Below are 25164 nucleotides of genomic sequence, written 5' to 3' on the forward strand. Positions count from 1 at the left end.
TCGCGCGGTTCGAAGGGTATCCGCCCGGCACGATCCGCCCGCCGCAACGCGCGGCCGCGGCCCGCAACGCCTCCGATGTTCCGCTTCGCGCCGGCCCTCGCGGTCGCCGCCGCCACTGCCCGTCCGACATGCTCACTCACGAACAGCTGATCGAACGCACCGAGTCCTACCTCAAGTCCCTGATCGCCGAAGCCGCCGACGGCAACCGCGATGTGGACGTCGCTGCGCCGTTCGGCGAGCTGGGCATCGACTCGTTCCGCGTGCTCAAGATCATCAAGGCGCTGGAAGCGGACTTCGGCACGCTGCCGAAGACCTTGCTGTTCGAGCACTTCAACATCGAATCGCTGGCGCGCTATTTCGCCGACAAGCATGCGCCCACCGTCGCGACCCGACTCGCCGGCGCGGATGCGGCGCCGGCGCCGGCGCCGGCCGCCGCCGCGCCGCGCGCGCCTGCGCCTGTCGCCGTTGTCGCCGCCGCCGCGCCGCCGCGCGGGCCCGAGCCGGCGCGCCTGCTCGAAGCGCATCTGCCGCAGCATCCGCAGCTCGAAGCGCGAGTCGGCGAGTTGTTCGCCGCGCACAAGAACGAAGGCTGCGTCTCGCGCGGCACCCGCAACATCGCGCCGAATCTGTTCGTCGGCAGCGCGCAGGCAGGCTATTTCAACTACGCGCGCAGCGGAAATACCGTACTGGTATATGCATATACCGGCCCGGAAGCGTATTTCGACGAAATCGCCGGAGAAATGAGCGCCTACTGCGCCGGACGCGGCTTCCACCTCAACCTGTTCATCGACCGGCCGCTGGATCGCGTCGCCGGCGCGGCATTCACCGCCACCCCGTTCGGCGCGCTGCAGCGCGTGCACGGGCTGCAGCAGTTCAGCCTGGAAGGCAGCGCGATGAAGCGGCTGCGCTACCAGCTGTCGAAGTTCGAAAAGAGCGGCGAGTGCCGCACCGTCGAGTACGCCTGCGGCAGCGACGCTGCGACCGACCGCGAGATCGCCGCGGTCATCGACCGCTGGTGCGACGGCAAGACCATGGTCAATCCGCTGATCCACCTGGTCCGCGAGGAAATCCTCGCCGGCAAGCTGCATCCGCAGCACCGCCTGTTCCTGACCTACCTGGACGGCGTGTTGCAGAACGCGATCCTGATCTCGCGCATGTGCGACGCGCTCAACGGCTATCTGATGGACCTGGAGTTCTACCCGCGCGAGATGCCGCTGGGCGGGCTGGAATACGCCATCGTCAACATCATGCGCGCGCTGCGCGAGGAAGGCTGCGATCTGTTGAGCCTCGGCGGCACCTACGGCTGCCGCCTGGAGACTTCGGACAACGCCGACCCGGAGGTCGACCGCATCCTCGACGACCTGCATCGCCAGGGCATCTTCAACGACGAAGGCAATCTGCAGTTCAAGAACAAGTTCCGCCCGGAAAACCGCACGATCTTCCTGTGCCGACCGGCCGACGGCGGCGCCAACGACAACGTGCTCGATCTGATCATGATGATCGCCGATCCGGCGCGCGCGACCTCGGAGGAGGGCAATCACACTCATCTGGGCGACGGTACGGTGGCCGCGACGGCCGCTGCCGCCGCTGCGCCGGCTGCGGTCGCCGCGCCGGTCGCCGCCGCAGTCGTCGCCGACGACGCCGCGGCCGTGTGCATCGACGGCCTGCCGCGCTCCGCCGCGCTCGCGCGCAGCGGCTTCAATCCGCTCAACCTGATCGCCGGCGAAGTCGAGTTCGATCTCAAGACCGACTCCTGGGCGCAACTGGACACCGACTACGTGCAGCGGCAGATGAGCCAGTTGCGCGCGCAATGGCCGCAGACCGCCGATCCGATCGCGCAACTGGCCGATATCTTCGGTTTCGAGCACTGCCTGCTGACCGAATCCGGCCGCGCCGCCGAAGCGCTGCTGTGCAAGGCCTGGCCGCGCCGCGGCGTGGTCCTGCAGAACCTGCTGTTCCCCTCGGGCATCTTCCATCAGATCGACCAGGGCTTCGTCCCGCGCGAGATCCCGCATCCGCAGGCCTTGCAGCCGCAGTCCGACGAGCCGTACAAGGCCAACCTGGACCTGCCGGCCCTGCGCGCGCAGCTGGACGCGAACGCCGGCGATATCGCTTTCGTCTGCATCGAAGTCTGCGACAACGCCAGCGGCGGCCATCCGGTCTCGCTGGCGCATCTGCGCGAGGTCAAAGCCTTGCTGCGCGAGCGCGGCATCGCCCTGGTCGTCGATGCGACGCGCATGCTCGAGAACGCGCAGTACCTGATCGAACACGAAGCCGAACACGCCGGGCAGGACGTGTGGAGCGTGGCGCGCCAGATCCTGGACTGCGCCGACGCGGTCACCGCGGCCTTGGCCAAGGACTTCGGCATCGACACCGGCGGCGTGGTCGCGGTGCGCGACGCGGCTGTGTCCGCGCGCCTGCGCGAGCTGTGCGCGCAGGACGGCGGCGGCCTGGACGCGCTGGAAAAGCGTACGGTCGCGCTGGCGTTGTCGCAGCGCGCGCAGACCCAGGCGCGGGTGCGCCGGCGCATGCAGGCCGCGCGCCAGGTCTGGAGCGCGCTGCGCGAGCAGGGCGTCCCCGTGGTCGCGCCGGCCGGCGCGCATTGCGTGCTGATCGAGGTCAAGCGCCTGCCGCAGTTCGCCGGCTTCGCCCATCCGGTCGCCTCGTTCCTGGCTTGGCTGTACCTGCAGACCGGCGTTCGCGCCGGCGCGCACAGCGTCGGCATGCAGAAGGGCACGGCGATCAACGATCTGGTCCGGCTGGCGATTCCGCACGGTTTGAGCCAGGCCCAGGTCGGCGAGCTGTGTTCGCGCCTGCGCAGCGCGTTCGCGCAACCCAGCAATATTCCCGAGATCGCGCCGCTCGACGAGCGCCCCGGCGATCTGCACGGCCGTTACGCGCTGCTGCGCTATCACCTTCCCTCGGCCGGTCTGGTCGCGGCGGAAACGCGCCCCGCCGCGGTCGCGACGTCGGCCGTGCCCGTACCGTCCGCCGCGAACGCCGCGCTCGAACCGATGCGCGCGGACTGCGGCGATTTGGCCATCGTCGGCATGGCCGGCCGCTACCCCAAGGCCGATTCGCTGGCCCAGTTCTGGGACAACCTGCGCCAGGGCCGCGACTGCATCGGCGACCTGCCGGCCGAACGCCTGGCCCGGCGCGCGCGCGGCGCAGGGCTGCGCGAATACCGCGGCGGCTTCATCGACGCGGTCGACAGGTTCGATTCGCTGTTCTTCAACATCTCGCCACGCGAAGCGGAAATGCTCGATCCGCAGGAACGGCTGTTCCTGGAAGTGGCCTGGGAGGCGATCGAAGACGCCGGCTATTACCCGGAGATCCTCGGCGGCGACGACGGCCGCCGCGACGTCGGCGTGTTCGTCGGCGCGGTCTGGGCGATGTACCAGATCCTCGGCGTGGAGGAGAAGCTCGCCGGCCACGGCGTCAATCCCAACTCGTTCCTGTGGAGCATCGCCAACCGCGTTTCGTACTGGATGAACCTGCGCGGCCCGAGCCTGACCGTCGATACGGCCTGCTCGTCGAGCCTGACCGCGCTGCATCTGGCCTGCGAGGCGATCCGCAACGGCGACTGCCGCAGCGCGATCGTCGGCGGCGTCAACCTCGACCTGCACCAGCACAAGTTCGACATCAACTGGGCCGGCGGCGCCTTGTCGCCCGACGGCCTGTGCCGCACCTTCGGCGCCGGCGCCAACGGTTACGTGGCGGGCGAGGGCATCGGCGCGATCTTCATCAAGCCCTTGCGCGATGCGCTGCGCGACCGCGACCAGGTCTACGGCGTGATCAAGGGCGTCAGCGTCAACCACGGCGGCCGCACCAGCGGCTACACCGTGCCGAATCCGAAGGCGCAGGGCGAACTGGTCGCCGCGGCGCTGGCGCGCGCCGGCGTCGAGCCGGCCAGCATCGGCTACATCGAAGCGCACGGCACCGGCACCGAACTCGGCGATCCGGTCGAGATCGCCGGCCTCGACTACGCCTTCGGCGCCGACGCGGTCGCGCGCCAGTCGTGTCCGATCGGTTCGGTCAAGACCAATATCGGTCATCTTGAAGCGGCGGCCGGCCTGGTCGGCGTCAGCAAGGTGCTGTTGCAGATGAAGCACCGCGAGCTGGTGCCGTCGCTGCATTCGGCTGAGCTCAATCCGTACATCGACTTCGCCGGCTCCGCGTTCTACGTGCAGCAGGAGCTGCAAGCCTGGCAGCCGCAGCGCGTCGGCGAGCGCACGCTGCCGCTGCGCGCGGGCGTCAGCTCGTTCGGCGCCGGCGGCGCCAACGCGCATGTGGTGCTGGAACAGTATCTGGCCGAATCCGAGGAGCCGGCGCCGGCGGGCGATGCCGGCTTGCTGCTGTTCCCGCTGTCGGCGCGCAACCCCGAACAACTGCGCGAGATGGCCGCGCGCCTGCACGCGCACCTGCAGCGCGACGCGGCCGCGCCGCGCCTGGGCGACATCGCCTTCACCCTGCAGAACGGGCGCAAGTCGTTCGAGCACCGCCTGGTGGTGCTGGCCGCGAGCGCCGAACGCCTGCGCAGCGGCCTGGCCGCGTTCCTGGCCGCGACCGCCGACGCCGACGTGCTGACCGGCAACGCCAAGAACGCCGAAGGCATCACCAAGCTGCTGAGCCAGAAAGAGAAGGAACAGTTCGTCGAACTGCTGCGCGGCAGCCGCGACCCGCACAAGCTGGCGCAGCTGTGGCTGGACGGGCTGCTGTCGGATTGCCGCGGCTTCGGCCACGGCGGCCACCGGGTGTCGCTGCCGACCTATCCCTTCGCCGACAAGCGCCACTGGTTGGCCGGCGGCGACGCCGCCGCGCCGCTGCGCGCCGGCGCGCGCCTGCATCCCTTGCTCGACAGCAACGAGTCCACCTTCCAGCGCCAGCTGTTCAAGAAAACCTTCCGCGCCGACGAATTCGTGTTGCGCGATCATGTGGTGTCCGGCATCGCGACCTTGCCCGGCACGGCCTATCTGGACCCGGCGCGCAAGGCCGGCGAAATCGCCGCCGGCCGGCGCGTGCGCTGCATCCGCAACGTCACCTGGGCCAGCCCGCTGACGGTCGACGGCGCGGGCGCGACCGAGGCCTGGATCGAACTCAAGCCCAGCGGCGACAGCGCGCTGTTCGAGGTGTTCGGCGAAGACGGCAACGGCGGCAAGCGCCTGTACGCGCAAGGCCGTCTGGTCTACGCCGACGGCGACGAAACCGCGGCCGACGAATACATCGACCTCGCCGCGATCCGCGCGCGCTGCGCGCCGGTGGCGCGGGCCGATCAGGCTTATCCGCTGTTCGCCTCGGTCGGCATGCAGTACGGACCGAGCTTCCAGGTGTTGCGCGAAGTCGCCAAGAACGACGAAGAAGTGCTGGGCCTGCTCGAGCTGCCGCCGGTGCGCGGCGGCGACTTCGATCAATTCCAGCTGCACCCGTGTATGCTCGACGCCGCCATGCAGGCCGGCATCGCCGCCCAGCTCGGCGGCGGCCCGGGCGAGATGAAGGTGCCGTACTCGCTCGGTGAGGTGGAACTGCTGCATCCCTTGACCCGGGTCTGCTACAGCTACGTGACCCGCCAGCCCGGCGCGCGCGCCGGCGGCGTGTCGCGCGACGATGTCGCCATCGTCGACGAAAGCGGCAAGGTGCTGGCGCGTATCCGCGAGACGGTCGGCGTGCCGATCGCCAGCGTGCACGAGAAGCCCGCGGCGGCCGCGCCGGCGCAGGACGGCTTCGAGATGCTGCACTACGTACCGGCCTGGAACGCGGCGCCGCTCGCGCCGGCAGCCGCGCCGATGGCCGACTGGGTGTTGTTCGACCGCGACGCGCGCCTGCGCGACGCCTGCCTGCGCCGCGGCGTGCGCACCGCGCTGGTGCTGCCGGGCGAGGGGTTCCAGGACCGCGGCGAAGGCGTGTATTCGATCGATCCGGGCAATCCGGACGACTACCCGCGGTTGTTTGCGGCCTTGGCCGAGTCCGGCCTGGCGCTGGAGCGGATCTGCTACGGCTGGGGCGATGGCGAGGTCGAAGCCGACGCGCCGGATCACGGCAGCGCTGCGCTCGCCCAGGCGCTGGAGCGCGGCGTGTACGGCTTGCTCGGCGTGTGTCAGGCGCTGATCGAGCGCAAGCCCGCGGCGGCGCAACTGGTGTACCTGTATTCCGGCGCGGCCGACGGTCAGCAGCCGCACAACGAGGCGGTCGATGCGTTCGCGCGGACCCTGCAGCTGGAAAACCCGCGCTTCGCCTGCAAGACGCTGGCGCTGGGCGGGCAGGCGCGCGAGCCCGAGGCGCTGCTGGACCTGTTGTTCGCTGAATTCGCCGACGCCGAGCCGGCCGCGGCGGTGCGCTACCGCGACGGCGAGCGGCAGGTGCGCGGGCTGGCGAGCGTTTCGGCCGATGCCTCGCAGTCCGACAGCGAACTGGTGTTGAAGCACCACGGCGTCTATTTGATCACCGGCGGCGCCGGCGGCCTGGGGCTGATGTTCGCCGAGCATCTGGCGCGCCGCTGCCAGGCGCGGCTGGTGCTGACCGGCCGCTCGGCGCCGACGCCGCAGATGGATGCGCGCTTCGAGGAGCTGCGCGCAATCGGCGCGCAGGTGCTGTACGTGGCCGCGGACGTGTCGAACGCCGAGGATGCGCAGCGCACCATCGCGCAAGCCCGCGCCGAATTCGGCCGCATCGACGGCATCGTCCACGCCGCCGGCGTGCTGCGCGACTCGCTGCTGCGCAAGAAGACCCGCGCGGAAATGCAGGCGGTGTTCGCGCCGAAGCTGTTCGGCAGCCTGCACCTGGACGCGCTGACCCGCGACCAGGACCTCGACTTCTTCGTCCTGTTCTCCTCGTTGGCCGCGGTCGGCGGCAACGCCGGCCAATGCGATTACGCCTTCGCCAACCGCTACATGGACGCGTTCGCTGCGCGCCGCGAGCAGCTGCGCGCCGGCGGCCAGCGGCGCGGGCGCACGCTGAGCCTCAACTGGTCGCTGTGGGCCGAAGGCGGCATGAAGCTCGACGAGCCGACCGAGGCGTTCTTCCGCAAGACTCTCGGCATCCGTCCGCTCGCGACCGAACTGGGCCTGCAAGCGTTCGCTCATGCTTTGCGCAGCGATCACGCGCAGGTCGCGGTGCTCGACGGCGTGCGCGCCAAGATCGAGCTGGCCTGGGGCCTGACCAAGAAGGCGCCGGCCGCCGCGGTCGAAGCCGCGCCGGTGGCCGCGCCCGTGAGCGCGAACGGCGTGCAAGCAGCCGTGGTCGGCCGTCTGACCGACATCGTCACCGACCTGCTCAAGCTGCCGGCCGAAGACCTGGCGCTGGACAGCGTGCTGCTGGACCTGGGCTTCGATTCGATCGGGCTGGCGACCTTCGCCAACGTCATCAACGAGGCCTACGGGCTCGACATCAACCCGGTGCTGTTCTTCGAGTACCCCTCGATCAACGCCATCGCCGGCGCGCTGGTCGCCGAGCATGCGCAGGCGGTAGGCAAGGTCCACGCCGTCGGCAACGCCGCCGCCGCGGCGGCGCCGCAAGCGTCGAAAGCCGCGCCGGCGGCCGTCGCCGCAGAACCCGTCGCCGGCATCGACAAGAGCGGCGGCGAGCGTCGCGCTGCGGCCGCGCCGTCCACGGTGTCCGCGAGCATCGCGTTCTCGCGCGAACGCCGCTTCATCGACGAACCCATCGCCATCGTCGGCATCGCCGGCGTCATGCCGCAATCGCGCGACCTGAGCGAGTTCTGGCAGAACCTGCGCGACCAGCGCGATCTGGTCAGCGAAGTCCCGCGCGACCGCTGGCGCTGGGAGGACGTGCACGGCGATCCGACCAAGGACAAGAACAAGTCGTACTCGAAGTGGGGCGGCTTCATCCGCGACGTCGACTGCTTCGACCCGCTGTTCTTCGGCATCACCCCGCGCGAGGCGGAGATGATGGATCCGCAGCAGCGCATCTTCATCCAGACCGTATGGGCGGCGATCGAAGACGCCGGGCACAAGGTCTCCGACCTGTCCGGCACCCGTACCGGCCTGTTCGTCGGCGTGTCGGCCAAGGACTACATCGACGTGCTGGCGGAGAATGCTTCCGCGCTCGACGGCTACTCGGCCTCGGGCAATTCGCATTCGATCCTGGCCAACCGGGTCTCGTTCCTGTTCAACCTGCGCGGCCCGAGCGCGCCGCTCGACACCGCGTGTTCAAGTTCGCTGATCGCCCTGCACCGGGCGATCGAGTCGATCCACACCGGCAGCAGCGACATGGCCATCGTCGGCGGCGTGCAGGTGATGCTGACGCCGGTGGCGCACATCTCGCTGAGTTCGGCCGGCATGCTCAGCCCGGACGGCAAGTGCAAGACCTTCGACAAGGACGCCAACGGTTATGTGCGCGGCGAAGGCGCCGGCGCGATCCTGATCAAGCGCCTGTCGCAGGCGCAGGCGGACGGCAATCCGATCTATGCGGTGATCCGCTCCACCGCCGAGAACCACGGCGGCCGCGTCACCAACCTCACCGCGCCCAATCCCAAGGCCCAGGCCGAGTTGCTGGTCGAGGCCTACCAGAAGGCGGACGTGGATCCGGCCACGGTCGGCTACATCGAATGCCACGGCACCGGCACCAGCCTCGGCGATCCGATCGAGATCCAGGCGCTGAAGAAGTCCTTCGCCGACCTGTACCGCCAGCACGGCCACGCCGCACCGGCACAGCCGCACTGCGGGCTCAGCGCGGTCAAGACCAACATCGGCCACCTCGAACCGGCGGCCGGCATCGCCAGCCTGCTCAAGGTGCTGCTGGCGATGAAGCACAAGCAGATTCCGGCGCTGCTGCATTTCGACCAGCTCAATCCGTACATCGACCTGTCTTCCAGCCCGTTCTACATCGTCGACAAGACCGCGCCGTGGGACGCGCCGCGCGCCGCCGACGGCAGCGCGCTGCCGCGCCGCGCCGGGGTCAGTTCGTTCGGTTGGGGCGGCGCCAACGCGCATGTGGTGGTCGAGGAATACCCGCTCGCGTCGCGGCCCGCGGCCGCGCCGCACGGCCCGCAGCTGGTGCTGTTGTCGGCCAAGCGCGGCGAGCGCTTGCAGGCCTACGCTGCCGATTGGCTCGAACATCTGCGCCAGCATCCTTGCGACCTGGCCGATCTGGCGTACACCTCGCAGGTCGGCCGCGACGCGATGGACGAGCGGCTGGCGCTGGTCGCGGATTCGTTCGAACAGGTGCTGGCGCAGTTGCAGGCCTTCGTCGACGGCTCGACCGAGGTCGCCGGCCTGCATCGCGGCCGTATCGCACGCCGCCGCGAGGACTTGCTCGCCGCGGCGGTGGATGCGGATACCGCGACGCCGGCGCAACTGGCGCAAGCCTGGATCCTCGGCCATGAGATCGACTGGGCGCGCCTGCACGCCGGCGCCGGGCGCCGGCGCCTGAGCCTGCCGAGCTATCCGTTCGCGCAGGAACGCTACTGGATCGAGATCGCGCCGGCGCGCGAAGAAACCCGCGCCAGCGCTTCGGTGACCGAGCTGCACGCGCCGGAAGTCGGCAGCGTGCTGGCGCAGCCGGTGTGGCAAGCGGCCGTGCAGACGGCCGATACGGGCGAAGCCGTACAGCAGCGCGAAGTGATCCTGTGCGGCCTTGAGCGGTTCGACCTCGAGCGTTTGCGCTCGTCCTTGCCGGCCGGCGCGCAGGCCGCGCGCATGGAACTGCCGCACGGCGACGATCCGGCGCAACGTTATCGCGCCGCGGCGCTGGCCTGCTTCGAACGGCTGCAGGCATGGATGCAGCGCAAGCCGCAGGCGCCGGTGCTGTTGCAGATCGTCGCGGACGGCGAGGGCGGCGATGCGCTGATGGCCGGACTCAGCGGCCTGCTGCGCAGCGCGCGGCTGGAGAATCCGCGCGTGCTCGGCCAGTTGGTCCAGCTCGATGCGGACGGCGACGAGTCGCTGACCGCCCAGCGCCTGATCGCCTGCGGCGCGCTGCGCAGCGAGGCGCACGTCGTCTACGCGCAGGGCCGCGCGCAGGTGCAGCGCTGGCGCGAGGCGCCCGCGGCCGAGGCGGCCCCGGTCGCGTTCCGCGATCGCGGCGTCTACCTGGTGACCGGCGGGCTCGGCGGGCTGGGCCAGGTGTTCGCGCGCGACATCCTGCGCCAGTCGCCGACCGCGCGGGTCGTGCTGAGCGGGCGCGGCGAACTGGACGAGCGCCAGCGCGCCGGTCTGGAACAGCTGGCGGCGGACCTGTCGGTCGGCAGCGGGCAACTGATCTATCGCAAGCTCGATCTGGCCGATGCCGCCGCCGTCGAAACGCTGGTCGCCGAACTGATCGAACGCCACGGCGGCTTGAACGGCGTGCTGCACAGCGCCGGCATGACCCGCGACAGCCTGATCGTCAACAAGACCGCCGCCGATTTCGCCAGCGTGCTGGAACCCAAGGTGCTCGGCACCGCGCATCTGGACCGCGCCACCGCCGCCGTCGACCTCGACTTCTTCGTGCTGTTCTCCTCGGTCAGCGGCGCGCTCGGCAACGCCGGGCAGGCCGACTACGCCACGGCGAACGCGTTCATGGACCGCTTCGCGCACTACCGCAACGCCCAGGTCGACGCGGGCGCGCGCCGCGGCCGCACCGTGTCGCTGAACTGGCCGCTGTGGGAAGAAGGCGGCATGCAGCTCGACGCCAACGCGCGCGCGTGGCTGCTCAAGACCAGCGGCATGTTGCCGATGCGCACCGCCAGCGGCGTGCAGGCGCTGCATCGCGCGCTGGATCTGCACGCCGGGCAGGTGCTGGTGATGGAAGGGCAGGTCGAGCGCTTGCGCCGCTTCCTGGTGCCGGGCCCGGGCCAGGGCGGCGCGACGGCCGCATCCAAACCCGCCGCGGCCCACGCCGAGCGCCTGAAACAGCTGATCCTCGCCGACCTGCGCGGCTTCCAAGCCAAGGGGAACTGAGATGAGCAACGCGAACCCAGCCACCGTGCTCGAACGCTTGACCGCGGTGATCGCGGCGACGCTCAAGCTGCCCGCGCAGCGGATCGAAACCGATGCGCCGTTCGAGAGCCTGGGCATCGACTCGATCATCATGATGGAGCTGATCGCGGCGATCGAACGCGAGTTCGGGGCCGCGCTGACGCCGGCGCAGTTCACCACCGTGAGCACGCTGGACGAGCTGGCCGGGCTGTTGCAGGCGGTGCTGCCGCGCAGCGCCGAGACCGTCGCCGAGCCGGCGCCGGCCGCTGCGATGCCGCAGGCCGCGTCCGACCTGCTCGACTACGTCAGCCGCGAATACGCCATCGACCTGTCCGGCCGCGATTTCGCCTCGGCCGACGCGCTCGCCGACGCCCTGGTCGCCGAGCACGGCGAACGCCTGCTGCGCCATTACGGCCTGGCCGCGCCGGCGCCGGCGCCGGCCGCATCGGGCGATATCGCCATCGTCGGCCTGAGCTGCGCGCTGCCCGACGCGCCGGACGCGCGCGCGTTCTGGCGCAACCTGCTCGACGGCCGCAACAGCGTGCGCGAAATCCCGGACACGCGCTGGCGCTGGCAGGACCACCATGCGCCCGCGCGCGCGCCCGGCAAGACGGTGTCGCGCTGGGGCGCGCTGATCGACGGCGTCGACTGTTTCGACGCGGGCTTCTTCGGCATCGGCGCCGACGAGGCGCAGGCGATGGACCCGCAGCAGCGCCTGCTGCTGCAACAGACCTACCACGCGCTGGAAGACGCCGGCCTGGACGTCGCCGCGCTGGCCGGCAGCCGCACCGGCGTGTTCGTCGGCTACCAGTATTCCGAGTACGAGCAGCGCCTGCGCGCGCTCGGCCACCGCAGCCTCAGCGACGGCCCGGTGTTCAGCTCGTCGAGCCCGACCTATTACCTGTCCAACCGCATCTCCTTCGCCTTCGACCTGCGCGGCCCGAGCGAATCGATCAACGTCAATTGCGCGTCCTCGGCGGTGGCGATCAACCGCGCCTACTACTCGCTGGTCAACGGCGAAAGCGCGCTGGCGATCGCCGCGGGCGTGTCGCTGAACCTGTTCGCCGGCGACTACATCGCCTCCTCGCAGTACGGCCTGCTCTCGGCCGACGGCAGCAGCGGCGTGTTCGACGAGGACGCGGCCGGCTTCACCCGCGGCGAAGGCGTGGCGGCGGTGGTGCTCAAGCGCCTGGAGGATGCCGAGCGCGACGGCGACCGCATCTATGCGGTGATCAAGTCCTGCCACCAGAACTACCGCGGCGCCGCGCGCAGCCTGTCGGAGATCCGCCACGAGCCGATCGCCGACGCGCTGACCCAGTGCTACGGCAAGGCCGCGGTCGCCGCCGACACGGTGCGCTACATCGAAGTCGACGGCTTCGCCACCAAGTGGGCCGATTCGTTCGAGTTCGAAGCGATCAAGAACGCGCTCGGCGACGGCAGCGCCGGCAAGCGCTGCGCCCTGGGCAGCGTCAAGGGCAACATCGGCAACGTCGAGGCGGCCAGCGGCGTCACCAACCTGATCAAGCTGGCGCTGTCGCTGCATCACGGGCGCTTCCCGGCGACCATTTCCAAGCGCCGCATCAACAGCTTCATCGACATCGAGCACGCTGGCCATCCGCTGTACATCGCCGACCGCGCGATCGGTTTCGACGAGCTGCGCGAGGGCGACGCGCCGATCCGCGCCGGCATCAACTCCTGCGCCGACAGCGGCACCAACGTGCATATCCTGCTGGAGGAGTATCGCGGCAGTCGCGCGCCGAAGCCCGACGCCGCCGGCGAGCGCCTGTTCGTGCTGTCGGCGCGCGACGAAGCGCGCCTGCTGGCTTACGTGCGCGCCTACCTGGAGTTCCTCGACGGCGAAGCGCCGGCGGATTCCTTCGAACGGCTGATCTACACCGCGCAGACCGCACGCGCGGCGCTGGACGCGCGTCTGGCCATCGTCGCCGCCGACCGCGAAGACCTCGCGCGCAAGCTGCGCCTCGTCGCCGAAGCCGGCATCGCCGGCTGGAATCGCCTGGACGGGCAGGGCATCCACGTCGGCCACGCCGCGGCGGCGCGCAGCAATCCGCTGGCCGGCGCGATCGGCGCGGACATGGCGCAATTGCAACTGGAACAGGCGCAACGCAGCGGCCAGTGGCGGCAGGCGGCGTTGCTGTGGGTCAACGGCGTGAGCCTGCCGTGGCGGCGCCTGTGGCCGGCGCGCGCACCGCAGCCGGCTGCATTGCCGGGTTATCCGTTCGCGCGCGAGCGGCATTGGCTCGATTTCGCCGAAGACGCGCCGCGCGCCGGCGCCGAACCGGTCGCTGCGCAGGCCGAGCCCGCCGCCGCCGCGCCGGAGCCGGCGATGGCGTGGCGCTTCGTGCCCGCCTCCGAAGCCGGCGCGCGCAGCGCCGACGCGATGGCGATGGCGCCGCAGCGCAAGGCCGAGCTGTTGCTGGCGCAGGAAGTCGCGCGGCAGTTGCGCCGGCCGCAGGAACAGATCGACCGCGACGCCACCCTGATCGCCTTGGGCATGGAATCGGTCGGCGTCGCCCGGTTGATCCTGCTGCTGGACCGGTCGCTGGGTTGCCGCCTGTCGCCGCACGCGGTGTTCGAACATCCCAGCATCGGCGAACTCGCCGCGTACCTGGCCCGCGACCACGCCGAAGCGCTGGAAGAATTGCTGGCGCTGCCGGCCGCCGAAGACGACTCGGCCCAGCTCGATCCGTTCGCCGCGGCGCCCGCGAGCGAGCGCGCCGGCGATGCCGTCGCAGCGGCCAAGCCGCGCGTCGTGGCCTCGGCCGGCACGGTAGTGCCGATGCAGACCCGCGGCGACAAGCCCGCGCTGTTCGCCGTGCCGGGCGCCGGCGGCAGCGCGCTGTCGCTGCAACAGCTCAGCCATGCCTTGGGCCCGTCGCAACCGTTCTATTGCCTGGAACCGGCCGGCCTCGACGGCCGCAGCGCGCCGCACGAACGGGTCGAGGCGATGGCGCAGGAGCATCTGGCGGCGATGGCTTCGATCCAGCGCAAGGGCCCTTACCGCCTGATCGGCTATTCCAACGGCGGCGTGGTCGCGTTCGAAATGGCCCGCCAACTGCTCGAACGCGGCGAGGCCGTGGCCTCGCTGGTGCTGATCGACAGCCTGTGCCCGAACCTGCGCGAAGACGACATGGCCGAGATGACCGCGGCGGTGTTCCGCAACTTCGCCAAGTCGCTCGGCGCCAGCGCCGAGCTCGACGCGCGCCAGCTGCGCCAGATTCCGGAAGGCGAGCGCAGCGCGCATCTGTACGACTATCTCGCCCAACTCGGCGCGGCGGTGCCGCGCGCCCAGTTCATCGCCACCTTCGACGTCGCCACCGCCAGCGAACGCGCCTGCCGCGCGTACCGGCCGCGGCCGTTGCCGCAACCGGTCGACGCGCTGCTGCTGCGCGCCGGCGCCGGTTTCGCCGGCATGCCCGACGACTACGGCTGGGCGCCGTTGCTGTCCGGCGGGCTGCGGGTGAGCCCGATCACCGCCGACCATTTCTCGATCCTGGAGCGCGGCCCGGCGGCCGCGATCGCCAGGAAGCTGCAATCGCGGCCGGGCAAGGCACCGCGCAAGTCCGCGGCGGCGGACCTGGAAGCAGCGAGCCTCTGACCGGCACCGCCCGGGCCGGCAGCGCCGGCGCCGGCAATCGTTCCCTGGAGACAACGATGCGTCTGTTGAACTTGATGGCCGATTACTTCGAAGGCGTCCCCGACGCGCTGCGCAAGCGCAAGGCGCTGGTCTGGCTGTTCTTCGTCGTCGCGACCGCGTTCATGATCGCCGGCTTCGGCCGGGCCAAATTCGACACTTCGATCGAAGGCTGGTTCGACCGCGACGATCCGACCATCGTCGCCTTCGACTGGTTCCATCACGAGTTCGGCAGCGACGACCACCTGTACATCGTCTACAAGCCCAAGGACGGCGACGTCTTCTCGCAGGCCTCGCTGAAGACCTTGCAGGCGCTGCAGCGCGACATCCTCGATCGCGCCGGGCGCGCGCCGGAGACCTCGCCGCTCAAGCACGTGGTCAAGATCACTTCGCTGATCAACGCGCCGGTGCTGCGCGCCGAGGGCGACGTGCTGTACTCGCGCAAGCTGGTCGGCGACACGGTGCCGTCCGATGCGGGCTCGCGCGAGGAACTGCGCCGCATCGCCCAGTCGCAGAAAGCCTTCCCGCTGCTGTACTTCTCCAAGGACTACCGCTACGGCGGGATGCTGATCGAGACCGACTTCGGCGCGATTCCGCTCGACGCTCCGGCCGCGGCGGCGGGCGCCGCGGCGACGAAGCCCGACGCCGAAATCGACTTCGGCGACGTGCGCCTGGACGAACCGGTGACCCAGGGCTACGCCGGCGACCGCCCGCGCTTCAAGCCGACCGACCTGGCCGACTACGTCGCCCTGATGAACGAAATCAAGGCGGTCATGAACAAGCCTGAGTACGCCGGGCAGTTCCAGTACTACCCGGTCGGCGCGACCGCGCTGGCCGAGCACAACCTGGCGATGATCACCGAGATGGGCCTGCTGAACCTGGCCGCGCTGCTGGTGATCGTGGTGATGCTGTGGTTCCTGTTCCGCTCGCTCAGCGCGGTGGTGTGGTCGGTGGCGATCGTGCTGCTGAGCGTGATCTGGACGGTCGGCATCGTGTCCTGGGTCGGCTTGCCGATCACCTCGTTCGTGATGATCAGCACCATGCTGACCCTGGCCATCGGCGTCGCCGACGCGGTCCACGTGATGAGCGATTACATGAGCACGCGCAGCGAGGGCAGCGACCATGCCTCGGCGATGCGCCATGTGTTCCGCCATGTGGCCGCGGCCTGCCTGCTGACCACGGTCACCAACGTGGTCGCGGTGCTGGCGCTGAGCATCACCCCGATCGTGCCGATCCAGGTGTTCGCGGTGATGTGCTCGCTCGGCGTGGCGCTGCCGCTGCTGTTCACCATCTACCTGTTACCGGTGATGCTCGACCTGTGGGCCCCGCAGGGCACGGCCAACGCCGCCCAGCGCGGCTTCAGCGCGCGGGTCGCGCGCTGGATCCCGAACGTCAACCGCTGGCTGGCGCGCAAGCTCGATGCGGTTCTGCCGCTGGTGCAGAAGAACCCGGTCGCGATCATCTGCGTGTTCGGCCTGATGTTCGCCGCCTGCGTCTACGGCGCGACCCAGACCCGGGTCGATACCGATCCGGTCGGCTCGTTCCCGAAGGATTCTTCGATCCGCGAAAGCGTGCGCGTCGTCGACGGAAACATGATGGGCGCGCAAAGTATGGAGATCTTCATCGACCTGGGCCAGGAAAACGCCTTCCTCGACCCGGCGGTGCTGCACGAGATCGAGAAGCTGCAGGACAAGATCGAGCGCGATCATCCGGAACTGGTGGTGCGCACCACCTCGCTGGTGGAGACGGTCAAGAAGTCCTACAAGACCCTCAACGCCGACCGCGAAGACCGCTACGTGATCCCGGCGAACCGGGACGCGGTGTCGCAGACCCTGTTCCTGTTCAACCAGTCCAACCCGGACGACCGCCGCAAGCTGGTGTCGGACAACTACGACAAGTCGCACATCAGCGTGCGCCTGTACAACCACGGCTCGTACGAGTACATCCAGGCCTGGAACGAGATGCAGGCCGACATCGACCGCACCGTGCAGACGCTGCGCCGCACCTATCCCGACGCCAAGGTCTCGATCACCGGCTCGCTGGCGCTGATGATGCAGGGCGCCGACTACCTGAGCCGCTCGGAACTGCAGAGCTTCGCCCTGGCGCTGGTGCTGGTCAGCGTGATCTTCCTGCTGATCTTCGGCACGGTGAAGGCCGGCTTGATCGCGCTGGTGCCGAACCTGATCCCGGCCATGCTCGGTTTCGGCGGGCTCGGGCTGATGGGCATCCCGATGGACATCACCACGATGATGATCGCGCCGGTCATCATCGGCATCGCGGTCGACGACACCGTGCACTTCATCACCCGCTACCGCTTCGAGGTCGAGCGCGACGGCGACATCGAGCGCGCGCTGCGCGACACCATCAGCGGCGCCGGCCAGCCGGTGGTGTTCGCGACCCTGATCCTGGGCCTGGGCTTCGGAATCATGGGCCTGTCTTCGAACGCCGGCACCGCCAACCTGGGCATCTTCGGCTTCCTCGCCATCGCGATCGGCCTGCTCAACGACCTGTTCCTGCTGCCCGCGCTGATCCTGACCTTCAAGCTGCGCTTCGCCCGCAAGGTCGCGGCGCAGCCCGCGTTCGCCTGAGCGCCGCAGTCCCTCTCCGTTCCGATCCCACCTTTACGAGACCGATGACCATGCAGTCGATCAACATGCAGTCGATCAAGCCGAAGTTGCAGGTACTGGCGCTGGCCGCCGCGCTGATTCCGGCCGCCGCGCTGTTCGCGCAGTCCAAACCGGCCGCTGCGCCCGCAGCGCCGGCCGCCGCTGGCGCCGAGACGGCCGACCAGATCATGGTCAAGGTCGACCGCGCCACGCGCCGCGCCTACGACACCCAGGTGGCGACGGTGAAGATCACCACCTGCAAGTACACGCTGAAGGACGGCGCGGTGCGTTGCTCGGAGAAGCCGCGCATCGTCCAGGCCGAGAACGTCAAGAAGAACAACTACGACAACAACCAGTACCACGTGAAGTCGCTGCTGCTGGTGCGCGAGCCGGCCAGCGACCGCGGCACCGGCCTGCTGGTGTACGAATACCCCGAGCGCGGCCGCGACAACGACAACTGGCTGTATCTGCCGGCGCTCGGCAAGGTCAACCGGGTCATCGCCAACAACGACGAAGGCGGCAGCGTGTTCGGCTCGGAGTTCTCGGTGGAAACCTCGGAGAACCCGGAAGCGCGCAAGCTCGAGGACTGGACCTACAAGATCCTCGAGAGCAGCACCTACCAGAACCGCCCGGTGTGGGTGATCGAACTCACCCCGACCGCCGAGAAGGCGCGCAAGACCAGCTACAAGAAGGTCGTGGCCTGGATCGACAAGGAGTACTACCTGGCGGTCAAGGAAGACCTGTATCGCGGCAACAAGATCCACAAGACCCGCACCCAGAGCGACATCAAGAAGATCGACGGGGTGACGGTGGTGACCAAGACCGTGGTCAACAACCGCACCACCTCGCGGGTCAGCCAGATGGACATGCCGGCGATCGCGCACAACCGCGCGGTGCCCGAGGACTTCGTGACCCAGCGCGCGCTGACCGATTTCCCGTACCGCGAACGCAACCTGGCCGTGTTCCGCTCCTACCTCGGTCAGGCGGCGGTCAATTGATGAAACGCGGCCAAGGACTGGCGGGGTTGTTGTGTTGCCTGGCGGCCGCCTCTGCGGCCGCGCAGGCGCCGGTCGAGCCGCCGGCTGCGACAGGCGATGCCGGTGCGGCCGCCGATGCGACCGACATTTCCGACATCGGCGCGGCCGACGCGCCGGCGCCCGAACCCGCGCCGGCCGGCGCGGGGCAGGGGCCGGCCGACGCCTTCGACAACATCGACCTGTCGGAAAAACAGCACTCGCAAGGCTCGGCCCAGACCACTCGCTTCACCTTCAGCCACGAACTGGCGGCGCGCGACAACGCTCCCAGCAGCATGGTCTACAACCGCAGCCGCTTCCGCTTCGAATACTCGCGGTTCTTCATGGAGAACTTCTTCGTCCGCATCGACACCCGGCTCAACGCGTATTGGGGCAGCGACAACCGCGCCCGCGCGCGCGACCGGTCGCTGCTGACCCACACCAACACCCCCGAAGCCTTTGTGCAGTACTCGGTGCCGGGCAAGTCGATGAGTTTCGGCCTCGGCGTGCAGCGGGTGATTTGGGGCGAGTCGCAGGGCGGCGCGATCACCGACGAAGTCAGCCCGCGCAACTTCTCCGAGCTGTTCTTCATTCCGCTGGAGGAATCGCGCGTCGGCCAGTTCATGCTGACCATGGACCGCTTCACCGACGGCGGCGACTACAGCTTCTTCTACGTGCCCGACGCCAAGTACAACGTGCTGCCGGACCCGGGCACCGCGTACTACCTGGACCGCTTCGGCCCGTTCACCCGCGCGGTCAAGCGGCCGGGCGACCTCAACGAGCGCGAGTTCGGCGGGCGCTGGAAACGCGCCTTCGGGCGGTCCGACATCAGCATCATGGCCGCCAGCCTCATCAACAACGACTACTCCTTCACCGACAGCGGGCTGTTCGAAGGCGGAAGAAAGCTCCTGTACCGCGGGCCCAACCGCTTCGCCATGATCGGCACCGCCTTCAACTACGTGAAGGGCGTGCGCCAGTGGACCGGCGAGATCGCCTACAAGAAGGGCAAGGCCTACAACGATCCGCAGTTCAATGTGCTCGAACGCGATTCCATCGACGCCTCGCTGGGCCTGACCTATTCGCTCGGCGAGTCGAACACGGTCGCGGTCGAACTGGTCAACAGCACCATCCTCGACTGGGATTCGCGCATCGGCGCGGCGCCGCGCAACGCTTCGGCGGTCGTGCTCAACGCGAACTTCTTCTTCCTCAACAACGATCTGTCGGTCAACTGGCTGACCATCTACAACAAGCCTTACACCAGCTATCAGTCGTCGCTGCGCACCTCGTACAAGTGGAACGACCGGCTCAGCTTCGGCCTGGACCTGCACGTGATGGATGCCTCGGACCGGCGCACGCCGCTGTACCCGTTCAACAACCAGAACCAGATCATCGTGCGCGCGCAGTACCAATTCTGATCCAGCCCTTTCCGGAACGAACATGAGCACAACCGCCCAGGCGCGCGAATACGACGCCATCGTGATCGGCTCGGGAACTTGCGGAGCGACCGTCGCCCGCGAGCTCAGCCGCCGCAACAAGAAGGTGCTGTTGCTGGAACGCGGCGGCGACGCGCCGCTGAAGGAGACCCTGGGCGGCCTGATCGCGATCGCCGATCAGGTCAAGCTCGGCGAAGGCAAGCTGGCGACGGCGCGCGCGTTGACCGTCGGCGGCTCGACCGCGATGTACTTCGGCGTGGTCAACGAGCCGCCGCTGCACACCTTCCGCGGCCTCGGCATCGAACTCGACGCCGATCTGGCCGCGGTGCGCGCGGAACTGCCGATCGCGCCGCTGCCGGCGCCGCTGCTCGGCCCGCAGGCGCAGCGCCTGCGCGACAGCGCGCAGGCGCTGGGTTACGACTGGAAGGCCAACGAGATGCTGGTCGACGCCGCGCGCTGCGGTTCCGGCTATGCCTACGAAGCCAAATGGAAGGCGCGCCGCTACGTCGAGGACGCGGTCGGCCACGGCGCGACCCTGGTGACCCGCGCCACCGCCGGCAAGATCCTGCGCGAGGGCGACCGCGCCATCGGCGTGGAGTACTCGCACAAGCCCGGCAAGTTCGGCGCGCGCACGCAGCAGGCGTTCGCCAGCCGCATCGTGCTGGCCGCCGGCGAGACCGCGACGCCGAAGATCCTGCGCGACAACGGCATCGGCGGTATCGGCGCGCAAGGTTTTTACTGCAATCCGGGCTATGCGCTGTACGGCCTGGTGCCGGGGCTCGGCGGCACCGAGGGCTTCGTCGGCAATGCCGGCTGCACCCTGGAGGAGGGCATCGAGCTCGGCGACGCGAATGTCGGCCGCGCGATGCACCGGCCGCTGATGCTCAGCGGCCTGCGCCTGCGTCACATGTTCTCGTTCCCGCAGAGCCTCGGCGTCGGCGTCAAGGTCAAGGACGAACTCGGCGGGCGCATGAGCGACGACGGCCGCTTCCACAAGACCTTCAGCGCGCAGGACCAGCGCCGGCTCGACACCGGACGCAAGGCCGCGGTGCGCCTGCTGGAGAAAGCCGGCGCGCAGCGCATCGTCGATTTCGGCCTCACCGCCGCCGGCCGCGTCGGCGGGCTGGTGCGCATCGGCGAGCATGTCGACGCGCAGCTGGAGAGCTCGCTGCGCAACCTGCACGTCTGCGACGGCTCGGTGATTCCCGACGAAATGCGCGGCACGCCGACGCTGACCCTGCTGTGCATGGCGCGTTATCTGTCGCGGCAGTTGTTGACCCGCCTGTAAGCCGCGCGCGACTGCGCGCCATCTCAATTACGGAGAGACCTCATGAATTCGATCGTCATGGATCCGCCCGAGGCCGTCGCGGCCGCGGCCGGCACGCCGCGCGCCAAGCCCCGGCGCCGCTGGCTCAAGCGCCTGGGCTATGTGGCGCTCGCGTTGGCGGGATTGGCGCTGATCTCGCACTTCGTCTGGGTCGGCTCCGGCGACAACCAGTGGAAGCTGGCGCGCGAGCACGACGGGATCAAGGTGTATACGCGTAAGGCGCCCGGCGCGGCGCTGCTGCAGGTGCGCGGCGAAACGCGCTTGAAGTCGCGGCTCGCGCCGATGGTGGATCTGCTGGAGAACGTCAGCAATTGCAGCGATGCCTATTGCTACGATGCGGCGGTGATCGATCGCGTGCCGAGCGTGCCGAACCACTTCGCGTCGTACGTCACCTACAAGTTCAAGATGCCGGGCCTGGCGCCGCGCCAGTACGTGCTGTTCGTGCAGCATGCGCAGGATCCGGTCAGCAAGGAAATGACCCTGAGCCTGACCGCCGCGCCGAACCGGGTGCCGCGCGATCCGTGCTGCGTGCGCGTGACCCACCTCAACAACTTCTGGACCTTCGTTCCGCACCCCGACGGCGCGCTCGACGTCAGCCTGACCCAGGACACCGACCTCGGCGGCCTGCCGTACCCGATGGCCAATCTCGGCCTGATCGAATCCACCGACCTTTTCATGAAGATGCTTCCCGAGCTGATGGCCAAGGACAAGTTCCGCAACGTCCAGGTCGACGGCGTGCTCGAAGCCACGCAAGGCAATCCCTGAGGCCCGCCATGAACACCCAGACCTACGATTCCTCGCTCGCCGCGGCCGGCGCCGCCGCCAAGCCCAAGCCGCGCCGTTCGCGCCTGCGCCGGCTGCTGGTCGCTTTGCTGTACGCGATTCCGCTGTTGGCTTTGATCGTCGCCGGCGCCAACCAGGCCTGGCTGATGTCCGGCTCCAACACCTGGGAGCTCAAGATCGACAAGGACGGCACCCAGGTCTACACGATGAAGACGCCGGGCGCGTACGGCCTGAAGATCCGCGGCGTGACCCAGACCAAGGAGTTCAGCCTCAGCAACCACATCGCCCCACTGCTCGACGAGAGCATCCAGAACGATTGCGGCAAGTGGGTCGAAGGCTGCCTGAGCTACAAGATCGTCCAGCCCTGGAACCCGCGTACCCAAAGCAACGTGACTATGTGGACGGTCAAGCTGCCGCCGCCGTTCTCGCCGCGGCAGATGCTGCTGCAAGGCCAGCTGACTCAAGACCCGGTCACCAAGGTCGTGACGCTCGAGAACGTCGCCGTTCCGAACAAGCTGCCGCCGGATCCTTGCTGCGTGCGCGTGCAGCAGCTGCACAACGTCTGGCATTACACGCCGATGGCCGACGGCAACATCAAGATCGAGCTGCTGTACGACCTGAGCATGGGCGGCGGCTTCCCGCAGCTGCTGCTGAACCTCGGCGCGCCGGCGGCGGTGCACAAGATGCTGACCGAGCAGAACCCGGCGTTGCTGCGCAAGCCGCAGTACCGCAACGCGCGCCTGGACTTCCTGGACGAGACCGCGCCGGCGCCGGGCGCCGCCGCGCCGCAACCGTAAACCGGCGCCGGCCGCGCCGGCGCGATACACCCCGGAACACCCTGAAAACCGCGCGTCCTGCGCGCGGCGACGGCGCTATTTTCCCTGAGGACCCCGTGATGAGCTGGATCAAGGAACGCTTCGAGCGATTCGGCGAGCGCCCGATCGCGATCAACGAAACCGGCACGGTCACCTACGCTCAGTTCGCCGCCAACCTGCAACAGTGGACGCAAGCCCTGGACGGCTGGGGCATCGCGCCCGGCGAACGCGTCGGCCTGGTGTCGGAGTACCACATCGATGCGGTGGCTTTGCTGCAGGCCTTGCTCGAGCGCGGCTGCATCGTGGTGCCGCTGTCCGAGGACGACCGCGCGCTGTTCGGCGAGCGCCTGGCCACGACCAGCGCGACCCGCCTGATCGAAGTGGCGTCGGAAGGCCCGGTGACGCCGCAGACCACGGTCTGCCGCGATCTCTCGGCCAGCGCGCCGCCGCCGCATGAACTCATGGCGCCGATGGTGGAGCAGGGCAGGCCGGGCTTCGTGATCTTCACCTCCGGCAGCACCGGCAAGGGCAAGGCGGTGCTGCTCGACCACGAGCGCATGGTGAGCAAGTACCGCGAGCGCGTGCGCGACTCCTTCCGCACCCTGCTGTTCCTCAAGCTCGACCACATCGGCGGGCTCAACACCCTGTTCGCGGTGATCTTCAACGGCGGCACCATCGTCACCTGCCGCTCGCGCGCGGCGCGCGACATCTGCGCCTGCATCGAGCGCTACAAGGTCGAGCTGCTGCCGACCACGCCGTCGTTCCTGACCATGCTGCTGATGTCGCGCGTGCACGGCGATTTCGATCTGTCCTCGCTGAAGATCGTCACCTACGGCACCGAAGTCATGCCGAACTCGACCTTGACCGGCATGCACCGCACGTTCCCGCAGATCCAGCTCAAGCAGACCTACGGCCTGTCCGAGCTCGGCATCCTCGCGACCCAGTCCAAGGACTCCTCGTCCAAGTGGATGAAGATCGGCGGCCACGGCTTCGAACTCGACGTGCGCGAGGGCGTGCTGTGGATCCGCAGCCGGCAGGCGATGCTCGGCTACCTCAACGCGCCGAGTCCGTTCGACAGCGAGGGTTGGTACAACACCGGCGACCGCGTCGAGACCGACGGCGAGTACTTCCAGATCCTCGGCCGCGAGTCGGAAATCATCAACGTCGCCGGCGAGAAGGTGTTCCCGATCGAGGTCGAGAGCTTCCTGCTGACCCTGGACAACGTGCGCGACGTGCTGGTGCGCGAAAAGCGCAGCCCGGTGGTCGGGCAGATGGTCTGGGCCGAGTTCGTGCTCGAGCGCGAGGAAGACCCGGCCGCGTTCAAGCGCCGCATCGTCGCCGAGTGCCAGGGCCGGCTGAGCCCGTACAAGGTGCCCGGCCACATCACCATCGCGCGCGACGACAGCCTGGTCGGCACGCGCTTCAAGAAGATCCGCAAGGCGCCGGGCGCGGACCCGAGCGCATCGGCGCCGCGCGGCGACACTCAACCGGAAGAGACGAGCGTATGAGCAGTGCGATTGGAATGGATCGAGTCGAGTCCGGGCAGGCGCCCGGCCGCGTCGTCGTCGTCAGCGGCGGCAGCAAGGGCCTGGGCCTGGCCATCTGCGTTTCTCTGCTGGCCGCCGGCTACCGCGTGGCGACCTTCAGCCGCAAGAGCACGCCGGAGCTGGAGCGCGCGATCGCCCACAGCGACGGCCGCCTGTACTGGGAATCGGTCGACATCGCCGACGACGAACAGCTGGCCGGGTTCCTGCGCAACGTGCGCACGCTGTTCGGCCGCGTCGGCTATCTGGTCAACAGCGCCGGCATGGCCAACGAAGGCCTGCTGACGATGATGAAGGGGCGCGACATCGCGCGCATGATCGAGGTCAACCTCGGCGGCGCGATCAGCCTGTCGCAGGCCTGCGTCAAGCAGATGATGGTCGGCGGCGCCGGCGTCATCGTCAACGTGTCCTCGATCGTCGGCGTGCGCGGCTACAAGGGCGTCGGCGCCTACAGCGCGACCAAGGCCGCGCTCGACGGGCTCACCCGCAGCCTGTCCAAGGAACTGGGCTCGATGGGCATCCGGGTCAATTCGGTCGCGCCCGGTTTCATGGAAACCGAGATGACCTCCGAGCTCACCGAGCAGCAGAAGAACCGCATCGTGCGGCAAACCCCGATGGGCCGGCTCGGCACGGTCGAGGACGTATCCTCGGTGGTGAAGTTCCTGCTTTCGGACGAATCCAGATTCATCACCGGCCAGACCTTCGTGGTCGACGGCGGCCTCACCGCCTGACAGGGAAACGACATGAGCCAGGAAGTCAAGAACATCATCGAACGCGCGATCCGCGCCGTGGCCGAGCAGCGCGGCCTGAACCTGCCGGCCTTGCGCGACGACAGCGAGATCGTCGACGAGCTCGGCTTCACCTCGCTGGCGGTGGCGGCTTTGATCGCCAGCCTGGAGGAAGAACTCGGCGTCGATCCGTTCCAGGAGGAGGACGTGATGATCACCGACGTGCGCACGGTCGGCGACCTGCGCCGGGTCTACGCCGGCTGCCTGGAACGCAGCGTGTGAGCTGAGCGGGTTTCGCGGTCGCCGACAGGCGGCCGCTGGTGGTGGACGAGCACGCAGCGCCGGTCGAA

At 69.0% G+C, this 25164-nt stretch carries 11 protein-coding genes; all 11 read left to right on the top strand.

All coding sequences use genetic code 11. The features are described 5' to 3' along the window. Window positions 1-128: 128 nt before the first annotated feature. The 11 genes from JHW38_RS02540 (at window position 129) to JHW38_RS02590 (ending at window position 25096) form a co-directional block, all read left to right on the top strand. Window positions 129-10895, top strand: coding sequence for an SDR family NAD(P)-dependent oxidoreductase (locus tag JHW38_RS02540; RefSeq protein ID WP_207524467.1), 10767 nt, complete (start codon window positions 129-131; stop codon window positions 10893-10895). 1 nt (window position 10896) lies between these two features. Then, window positions 10897-14529, top strand: coding sequence for a beta-ketoacyl synthase N-terminal-like domain-containing protein (locus JHW38_RS02545; RefSeq protein ID WP_207524468.1), 3633 nt, complete (start codon window positions 10897-10899; stop codon window positions 14527-14529). A 56-nt stretch (window positions 14530-14585) separates the two neighbouring features. Continuing rightward, window positions 14586-17153 (top strand): efflux RND transporter permease subunit, encoded by a 2568-nt coding sequence (locus JHW38_RS02550; protein ID WP_207524469.1) that lies wholly within the window; start codon window positions 14586-14588, stop codon window positions 17151-17153. 50 nt (window positions 17154-17203) lie between these two features. Then, window positions 17204-18169, top strand: coding sequence for an outer membrane lipoprotein-sorting protein (locus JHW38_RS02555; protein WP_207524470.1), 966 nt, complete (start codon window positions 17204-17206; stop codon window positions 18167-18169). Then, on the top strand, window positions 18169-19599 hold the full coding sequence (locus tag JHW38_RS02560) for a hypothetical protein (protein WP_207524471.1): 1431 nt from the start codon (window positions 18169-18171) through the stop codon (window positions 19597-19599). The genes JHW38_RS02555 and JHW38_RS02560 overlap by 1 nt, the downstream gene beginning before the upstream one ends. 22 nt (window positions 19600-19621) lie before the next feature. Then, complete coding sequence (locus tag JHW38_RS02565; RefSeq protein ID WP_207524472.1) at window positions 19622-20905, top strand: GMC family oxidoreductase N-terminal domain-containing protein; 1284 nt, start codon at window positions 19622-19624, stop codon at window positions 20903-20905. A 42-nt stretch (window positions 20906-20947) separates the two neighbouring features. Then, window positions 20948-21709, top strand: a complete 762-nt coding sequence (locus tag JHW38_RS02570; RefSeq protein ID WP_207524473.1) for a hypothetical protein — start codon at window positions 20948-20950, stop codon at window positions 21707-21709. An 8-nt stretch (window positions 21710-21717) separates the two neighbouring features. Then, entirely contained in the window at window positions 21718-22524 is an 807-nt protein-coding gene (locus JHW38_RS02575; protein ID WP_207524474.1) for a hypothetical protein, read from the top strand. 98 nt (window positions 22525-22622) lie between these two features. Further along, complete coding sequence (locus JHW38_RS02580) at window positions 22623-24050, top strand: class I adenylate-forming enzyme family protein (RefSeq protein WP_207524475.1); 1428 nt, start codon at window positions 22623-22625, stop codon at window positions 24048-24050. Window positions 24051-24064: 14 nt separating this feature from the next. Continuing rightward, the gene (locus JHW38_RS02585) at window positions 24065-24817 is read left to right on the top strand and encodes an SDR family NAD(P)-dependent oxidoreductase (RefSeq protein ID WP_207524476.1); all 753 of its coding nucleotides are present in this window, start codon (window positions 24065-24067) and stop codon (window positions 24815-24817) included. Between the two features lie 12 nt (window positions 24818-24829). Then, window positions 24830-25096: an acyl carrier protein gene (locus JHW38_RS02590; RefSeq protein WP_207524477.1), complete on the top strand. Its 267-nt coding sequence runs from the start codon at window positions 24830-24832 to the stop codon at window positions 25094-25096. Window positions 25097-25164: the final 68 nt, after the last annotated feature.

The sequence above is a fragment of the Lysobacter enzymogenes genome (genome assembly GCF_017355525.1).
In the GTDB taxonomy this organism is placed as follows: domain Bacteria; phylum Pseudomonadota; class Gammaproteobacteria; order Xanthomonadales; family Xanthomonadaceae; genus Lysobacter; species Lysobacter enzymogenes_C.

Bases quoted from the DNA above. Each gene is read 5' to 3' on its own strand.
- JHW38_RS02540 (WP_207524467.1), top strand. From the start codon at position 129: ATGCTCACTCACGAACAGCTGATCGAACGCACCGAGTCCTACCTCAAG.
- JHW38_RS02545 (WP_207524468.1), top strand. From the start codon at position 10,897: ATGAGCAACGCGAACCCAGCCACCGTGCTCGAACGCTTGACCGCGGTG.
- JHW38_RS02550 (WP_207524469.1), top strand. From the start codon at position 14,586: ATGCGTCTGTTGAACTTGATGGCCGATTACTTCGAAGGCGTCCCCGAC.
- JHW38_RS02555 (WP_207524470.1), top strand. From the start codon at position 17,204: ATGCAGTCGATCAACATGCAGTCGATCAAGCCGAAGTTGCAGGTACTG.
- JHW38_RS02560 (WP_207524471.1), top strand. From the start codon at position 18,169: ATGAAACGCGGCCAAGGACTGGCGGGGTTGTTGTGTTGCCTGGCGGCC.
- JHW38_RS02565 (WP_207524472.1), top strand. From the start codon at position 19,622: ATGAGCACAACCGCCCAGGCGCGCGAATACGACGCCATCGTGATCGGC.
- JHW38_RS02570 (WP_207524473.1), top strand. From the start codon at position 20,948: ATGAATTCGATCGTCATGGATCCGCCCGAGGCCGTCGCGGCCGCGGCC.
- JHW38_RS02575 (WP_207524474.1), top strand. From the start codon at position 21,718: ATGAACACCCAGACCTACGATTCCTCGCTCGCCGCGGCCGGCGCCGCC.
- JHW38_RS02580 (WP_207524475.1), top strand. From the start codon at position 22,623: ATGAGCTGGATCAAGGAACGCTTCGAGCGATTCGGCGAGCGCCCGATC.
- JHW38_RS02585 (WP_207524476.1), top strand. From the start codon at position 24,065: ATGGATCGAGTCGAGTCCGGGCAGGCGCCCGGCCGCGTCGTCGTCGTC.
- JHW38_RS02590 (WP_207524477.1), top strand. From the start codon at position 24,830: ATGAGCCAGGAAGTCAAGAACATCATCGAACGCGCGATCCGCGCCGTG.